General features: G+C 63.8%; 9 protein-coding genes. 7 read left to right on the forward strand and 2 right to left on the reverse strand.

Annotated elements, in window-relative coordinates; all coding sequences use genetic code 11:
* Positions 1-167: 167 nt before the first annotated feature.
* Together JWP26_RS01745 and JWP26_RS01750 are read left to right on the forward strand one after the other, a co-directional pair.
* Positions 168-560 (forward strand): GFA family protein, encoded by a 393-nt coding sequence (locus tag JWP26_RS01745; protein ID WP_299722540.1) that lies wholly within the window; start codon positions 168-170, stop codon positions 558-560.
* A gap of 129 nt (positions 561-689) precedes the next feature.
* A complete protein-coding gene (locus tag JWP26_RS01750) occupies positions 690-1,169 on the forward strand; it encodes a VOC family protein (RefSeq protein ID WP_299722543.1) in 480 nt (159 codons plus the stop codon).
* A gap of 461 nt (positions 1,170-1,630) precedes the next feature.
* On the opposite strand, the gene JWP26_RS01755 is transcribed toward JWP26_RS01750, so the two are convergent.
* On the reverse strand, positions 1,631-2,017 hold the full coding sequence (locus JWP26_RS01755; RefSeq protein ID WP_299722546.1) for a VOC family protein: 387 nt from the start codon (positions 2,015-2,017) through the stop codon (positions 1,631-1,633).
* A 194-nt stretch (positions 2,018-2,211) separates the two neighbouring features.
* Here JWP26_RS01755 and JWP26_RS01760 point away from each other — a divergent pair, with 194 nt between their 5' ends.
* The 5 genes from JWP26_RS01760 (at position 2,212) to JWP26_RS01780 (ending at position 5,863) form a co-directional block, all read left to right on the forward strand.
* Complete coding sequence (locus JWP26_RS01760) at positions 2,212-3,438, forward strand: MFS transporter (RefSeq protein ID WP_299722549.1); 1,227 nt, start codon at positions 2,212-2,214, stop codon at positions 3,436-3,438.
* A gap of 92 nt (positions 3,439-3,530) precedes the next feature.
* The gene (locus JWP26_RS01765; RefSeq protein ID WP_299722552.1) at positions 3,531-3,908 is read left to right on the forward strand and encodes a hypothetical protein; all 378 of its coding nucleotides are present in this window, start codon (positions 3,531-3,533) and stop codon (positions 3,906-3,908) included.
* Between the two features lie 129 nt (positions 3,909-4,037).
* On the forward strand, positions 4,038-4,397 hold the full coding sequence (locus JWP26_RS01770) for a DUF6481 family protein (protein WP_299722555.1): 360 nt from the start codon (positions 4,038-4,040) through the stop codon (positions 4,395-4,397).
* A 23-nt stretch (positions 4,398-4,420) separates the two neighbouring features.
* Positions 4,421-4,747 carry a TfoX/Sxy family protein gene (locus tag JWP26_RS01775; protein WP_299722558.1) on the forward strand — a complete coding sequence of 109 codons (327 nt, stop codon included), beginning with the start codon at positions 4,421-4,423 and terminating at the stop codon, positions 4,745-4,747.
* Between the two features lie 78 nt (positions 4,748-4,825).
* Entirely contained in the window at positions 4,826-5,863 is a 1,038-nt protein-coding gene (locus JWP26_RS01780; protein WP_299722561.1) for a MerR family transcriptional regulator, read from the forward strand.
* A 28-nt stretch (positions 5,864-5,891) separates the two neighbouring features.
* Here the strand turns inward: JWP26_RS01780 and JWP26_RS01785 are convergent, their stop codons facing one another.
* Positions 5,892-6,248: a transcriptional regulator gene (locus JWP26_RS01785; RefSeq protein ID WP_299722564.1), complete on the reverse strand. Its 357-nt coding sequence runs from the start codon at positions 6,246-6,248 to the stop codon at positions 5,892-5,894.
* Between the last annotated feature and the right edge of the window lie 219 nt (positions 6,249-6,467).

Here is a 6,467-nt window from a genome sequence, read left to right on the forward strand (position 1 = left end):
TTGCGCCGGAAGACCTGCGGACGATGGTGTGGTCGAGCCGTCCGGACCGCGTCAGGCCATCATCAGTCCGCTCGACGAAGTTGGTGGCGCCAGCTGCCCGCAATTGCAATGTCAGCGTCGTTCGTCGTACCCATTTCCCCAGGCTTGATCTTTCAGGGAGCCTCACAATGCCCCAATTCACCGGCTCCTGCCTTTGCGGCGATGTTCACATCGTTGCCACCGGCCAACCCTACCGCGTCGGCCTCTGCCACTGCCTCGATTGTCGCAAGCACTCCGGCTCGCTGTTTCATGGCTCGGCGATTTTCCCGCAGGCGGCGGTGATGATCGAAGGGGAGACGCACGACTATGAAGGACGGTTTTTCTGTCCGCGCTGCGGGTCGTCGGTCTTTTCGCGCAGCGGCGATGAGATCGAGGTGAACCTGGGCTCGCTCGATGAACCCAACCATCTCATGCCGACCTATGAACTCTGGACCATCCGCCGCGAAAGCTGGTTGCCGCCGTTTCCGCTGGCACATCACTACCCTCACAACCGCGAAAGCACGGGGCGGACAGAGGACTAGCTTGAAATCCTGCGCCGCCCACTTGGGTTCGATTGCCTACGCACGACAATCATGAACCTTTCGAACACCTGTCGGATTTCAGAAGGGTCAAACGTCGTCCCTCTATCTACCAAGTGAAAGGAACAGGACATGGCCACCCCCAAGAACACGATCTGCCTCTGGTATGACAAGGATGCCGAGGCGGCAGCGCGGTTTTACGCCAAGACTTTCCCCAACAGCACAGTTGGAGCAGTGAGTGTGGCCCCGGGTGACAATCCGTCCGGCAAGGCGGGCGATGTGCTCACGGTCGAGTTCACCGTTTTCGGCATTCCGTGCCTTGGCCTCAATGGCGGATCGGCATTCAAGCAGAGCGAAGCCTTCTCGTTCCAGATCGCCACCGACGACCAGGCGGAGACTGATCGCTACTGGAACGCCATCGTGCAAAACGGCGGCGAGGAAAGCCAATGTGGCTGGTGCCGGGACAAATGGGGCGTCTCCTGGCAAATCACGCCACGCGCTCTGACCGACGCGATGGCCGCAGGCGGCGCCGAAGCCAAGCGCGCGTTCGATGCCATGATGACGATGGGAAAAATCGACGTAGCGGCCATCGAGGCAGCGCGTCGCGGCTAGCGTTGCCACCCACGGCGGCGAGAACTTATCCCCGCCGCCTTGCACCATGCCATTATCACCGCATTCCCGTCACACACGCGGTGCCGACGAAGCATCGGGCGGGAAGCGAGGCTGCATGGGGTCGCCCAGGCCGATGCGTGGACGCTGACAACCGGCCGGACGTAATCGTCCAACCCGAAAGGGCGGCCGCTCGATGCGCATGCAAGACAATCTCGACGTGGGAAGCGGTTTTCGCCTCTTCAACTAACCAATCAGGGGGCGCAAGCCCTCGGGGCGAAAGCCGCTTCCCACCGTGTCACCGCGACGCCGCAAGGCCGGGCGGCGTTTTGGCGTGTCTGGTGTTCCGCCTAAGCCTCCCCTCACTCACAACTCGACCACCGGCGTCCCAGCCGGCAGCAGCCGCTGCCGGCCGCTTCAGGAACAACCCGGCGGCTCAATCGCGCGATGCGGCATGCCGCCCTTCAGCCGATTTCGTGCGCCACCTCCCAGACATGGCCCGATGGATCAGCAAAGGCGGCCGTGCGGCGGCCCCAGGGACGGTCCATGGGCCCGTTGAGCAGGCTCACGCCGAGCGTGGCCAGTTCGGCGCAGGTGGCATCGACATTATCCACCCGGATCGTCAGCAGCATTGCGGCGCCCGCCCCAGGCACGGCCACGGCGCTTGGCGTGACCAGTTCCGGCGCCTCGCTCGCCAGCAACAGGTTGAGCATTGTGCCCGAGAATTGCAGCACTGCCGAGACGGCGTCCTCGAACAGCACCTCGGCCGTGAAGACCTTGGCGTAGAACGCCTTGGTCGCGTTGATATCGTAGACGAACAGCGTCACCACTTCGATGGCATCCAGTTTCATGCGGTTTCCTTCCACTAATTGGCTCATGGCCACTCTGCTCGTCGATTGAGCGGTCATGCATTCGACAATGATGACGCATTTTACGACGAGCCCAGGAGGCAGGTCTCGCCGACCGCCAAAAATGTTACTCCCGCCGTGTCGGTTTGCCCGTCTACCGTTCGTCTATAGTGTGCAAACGCGTTGAGGAGCGGGCAATGGAAAACCGGTACGGTTGGGTTATCGTGGCAGCGGGGGCGCTGATTACCTGCGTGGCGATGGGCGCGATGTTCGCCCTGCCCGTCTATCTGCAACCCATGTCGGACGATACCGGCTGGGGCCATGCCGGCATTTCGCTGGCGATGACCTTCGCCTTCATCGTCATGGGTGTCGCGGGCTTCGGCTGGGGCGCGGTGACCGACCGGATCGGGCCGCGGCCCGTGGTGCTGATCGGCTCGGTGATGCTCGGGGTCGGGCTGTTCGTCGCCAGCCGGGCGCCGAACCTGCTGGTCTTCCAGATTGCCTATGGAGGGCTGTGTGGCGCCTCGGTCGGCGCGTTTTTCGCCCCGATCATGGCCACGACCCTGGCCTGGTTCGACAAGCATCGCAGCCTTGCCGTATCGCTGGTGTCGATCGGCGGCGGCGTCGCCCCGATGGTGGTCACTCCGCTGGCCAGTGTGCTGATATCCGCCTACGGCTGGCGCAGCGCCATGCTGATCGTCGCCATCGGCTGCTGGGCCATCCTCATCCCCGCCACCTTCCTGATCCGCCGTGCGCCTGCCGCGCTGGCGGCCCCCGCGCCCGCTCCAGCGGTCGTTGCCGGCGGTCCTGCCCCACGCTCCGTGCTGTCGACCACCTTGCGCTCGCCCCAGTTCATCGTCCTGGCAGCGGTGTTCTGCCTGTGCTGCGCCGCCCATTCCGGACCGATTTTCCACACCGTCAGCTATGCCATGCTGTGCGGCGCCTCGTCGCTCGCCGCCGCCAGCATCTATAGCGTCGAGGGCGTTGCAGGCTTGTTCGGCCGGTTGCTATTCGGTCTCGCGGGGGACCGGCTGGGCGTCAAGCGCGTCATCATCGCCGGCCTCCTGCTGCAGGCAGCCGGCATTTACACCTATATCTATGTCAGCGAGCTGAGCCATTTCTACATGCTGGCCAGCGTGCTCGGCATGGCCTATGGCGGCGTGATGCCGCTCTACGCCGTGCTGGCCCGCGATTATTTCAAGCCCCAGGTGATGGGCACCGTGCTGGGCGGCATTACGATGATGTCGAGCATCGGCATGGCTATCGGGCCGATCGGCGGCGGCTGGATTTTCGATACGTTCGGCGATTACCACTGGCTCTATATCGCCTCCGCCGCCATTGGCCTTGGCGCTGCGGCAGTCGCCCTGACCTTCCCGAAACCCTCGGTGCCGACAGAGCCGGAAGGCCAACTGGTGCCGGCATGATCAAATCTGTTCGGCCATGCGCAGGACTTATCCACGGCAAGTAGACTTGGCCTCATAGTCATGCTTGATGAGGCCAACCACTGGAGCCTGCCATGAAACGTCTTGCCTGCGCCCTGCTCGCCGCCTCCGCGCTGATCACTTTTGCCGCCCCCACCTTTGCGCAGGCCGATCCGGTGGAGAGCTATTGCGCCACGCTGGGCCGGGCCGACCATTTTGCTTCGGATGGCTATCCGCTGGACAATGCCGCCGCCATCATCCGGCAGGATCGCGCCAATTTCCATCAGTTCGGAAAGCGCGATCCCAGCGACGAAAACGACTCGATTTTCAGCCGCAAGGCCAACCGCGCGCGCCTCGAACAGATGTTGCGCAATGGCGATATCTCGCGCAATGCCGAGCGTGCCATCGTCCGCGGCACGCCCGATATCTGTGTCGATGTCTATGACGACTTCATCAACGTGACCCTGCTCTAGATACGACGGCAAGTCGCCGAGACGCCCGGCTGGCGGTGAGCTGCCAGCCACAAGGAAAGGTTGTCCTTCGCCCCCCGATGGGCTAAGGCACCGCGTCTCACGCACTGCACGAACAGGAACGAACGCATAATGAAGCAGCCCAAGGAAGCCGGTTTCGCCGAGCGCCGGAACAATTCCCTCGAGGCCAAGAAGCTGTTGCTGGAAAAGTTCAAGGCGGCGCCCAAGCTCGACGACCCAGAAGTGGCCGCCAAGCGCGCTGAGCGCGAAGCGCTGGCCGCTGCCCGCGAGGCCCGTCGCGCCGAGCGTGATCGCGCCAATGCCGAGGCCAAGGCCGCCAAGATCCTGGCCGATGCTGCCGATCGCGAAGCCAAGGCTGCCGAAGCCGAGGCCCAGAAGATCGCCGAAGAGCTGCGCCTGAACATGAGCGAAGAAGAGCGCAAGGCCGAACGCGATCGCCGCTACGCCGCCCGCAAGGCCCGCAAGCGCTAATCGGGAAAGCAGGGGGGTCGCCTTTGGACAATGCCACTGCCGACCGCCTGCGTAACCTGCTCGATGGCGACCCGCGCATCTCTGAAAAGAAGATGTTCGGCGGTATCACCTTCCTGATGAACGGCCATATGCTGATCTCGGCCAAGAAGAACGGCCAGGTCATGGTTCATGTCGGCAAAGACGACAATGACGAGGCCCTGTCGCGTCCGGGCGCCAGCCAGATGGTGCATGGCGACAAGGTCATGCGCGGCTTCATCTGGGTCGATGCCGACGAGACCGAGGACGACGAGACGTTGCGCGACTGGATCGCGCTGGCGGAAAAGTACGTGCGTACACAGAAGCCGAAATAGACCTCCCCAGCAACTCACTTGACCCGGCCCTTGGGGCTGCCCCGATAAGGCTAACGGGCAGCCATAACGAGGTGAGTCGTGAGCTCTTCCAGTCAGTTCCTGAACCCCGCCGCCGCCGCGCAACGGCTCGGCGTTTCTGCCAAGGCCCTGCGGCTGTATGAGCAGCGCGGCCTGATCATCCCAAGCCGTACCGCTGCTGGCTACCGAACCTATGGTCCCGACGAGATGGCCCGCGCCGGCGAAATCGTCGCCCTCCGCGCTCTCGGCCTCAGTCTGGCCCAAGTGGTCCGCGTGCTGGCTGGCGATCCGGAAAGTCTGGAGCCGGCTTTAGCCGCGCATCAAATTACGCTCGAAAGTCGCATTCGCGATCTGGCCGCCACGGTAGAAAATGTCCGCCAGCTCCGTGCCGACCTCGCCCAAGGCAGATCCCCCGCTGCCGGAGAGCTGGCGCGGCTATTGGTCCCGGAGACCGAGCTTGCTGTGGCCTTCGATCTCCCCTGGCCGTGGGGCGGCGAACGCTTCGAGCTGCGCGATATCCGGCCCTTGAACTACATCATCGGCCCCTTGGGGAGCGGCAAGACGCGGCTGGCCATGGCGCTGGCCGACGCCCTGCCCGGCGCCGTCTTCCTTGGACTTGATCGGCTGGAGCATGGCAGCGCGGCGGCACAGGCTCAATTACAGGCCAACCAGGCCCTCAAGGCCCGAGTCGATCAAACCCAGCAGTGGCTGGTGGATGATGGTGCAACGCCCTCGGATGCCTTGACGGCCCTGCTCGCTGGGCTGGAATCCGAAAACGCTGCCGTGGTGGTGGTCGATACTGTGGAACAGGGGTTGAACCACGCCACGCAGGAGGCGGTGATCGCTCATTTGCGCAATCGCGGTTCGGGCAGCCGGCCGCTATTCCTGATGACGCGATCGAGTGCCATTCTGGATCTGGCTGCGATAGGTGCCGACGAGGCGATTATCCTTTGCCCCGCCAATCACAGCCCACCGAGCCGCGTCGCGCCCTATCCCGGTGCGCCTGGCTATGAGGCGGTCGCCACGTCCCTCGCCACGCCCGAAGTGCGGGCGCGAACCGAAGGCGTCATCGCATTTCGACCGCCGCAGGTCGCCTGAGGCGGGCGTTCCGGCCAGCACCGAAGGTTTAACGCCATTTGGACAATTGCCGCCAGATAGACCATTCCCGCCGCGCATCGTCTACCGCCCGATGCATCACCGGGAGCGCGTTGACCCGCTGACGCACCTCGGCGATGCGCTCGGCCGCGATCTTCGCTCCAACGTGCTGGCGCGCCGCTGTAACGAATGCCTCCTCGCTATCCTTGAGCCGCAACAGATGGCGTGGCCGGCCCGCAGCGCGCAACAGCATGCTCAGCCAATGGCCGTCCCAGGATGGGGCGCTGGCATAGACTACATTGCCCTCGAACACCTGCACCAGCCGCGCGCACACCACGTCATGCGCCTCGCCGTCACGGTCCAATTGCTCGCGCGAAATGCCGTGCACCGCCTGCGCCGTATCCTCCCAATCTGTCCAATTGGGCGCGCGCCGGATCAGATGCCCTTCTGCCGTGCCGTCCTCCAAAACCCAGCAAACCTCGATCGGATAGCTCTGCTTGTTCAGCTATGACGCTTCGAAATAGAGAAAGATATGCATGCGATCAGCATAGAGGGCGCAATTGCGCTGGAACAGCCGATCTAGGTGGGCTGGCGCGACAGGGTGCGT

It is taken from the genome of Devosia sp. (assembly GCF_028290435.1).
Classification (GTDB): domain Bacteria; phylum Pseudomonadota; class Alphaproteobacteria; order Rhizobiales; family Devosiaceae; genus Devosia.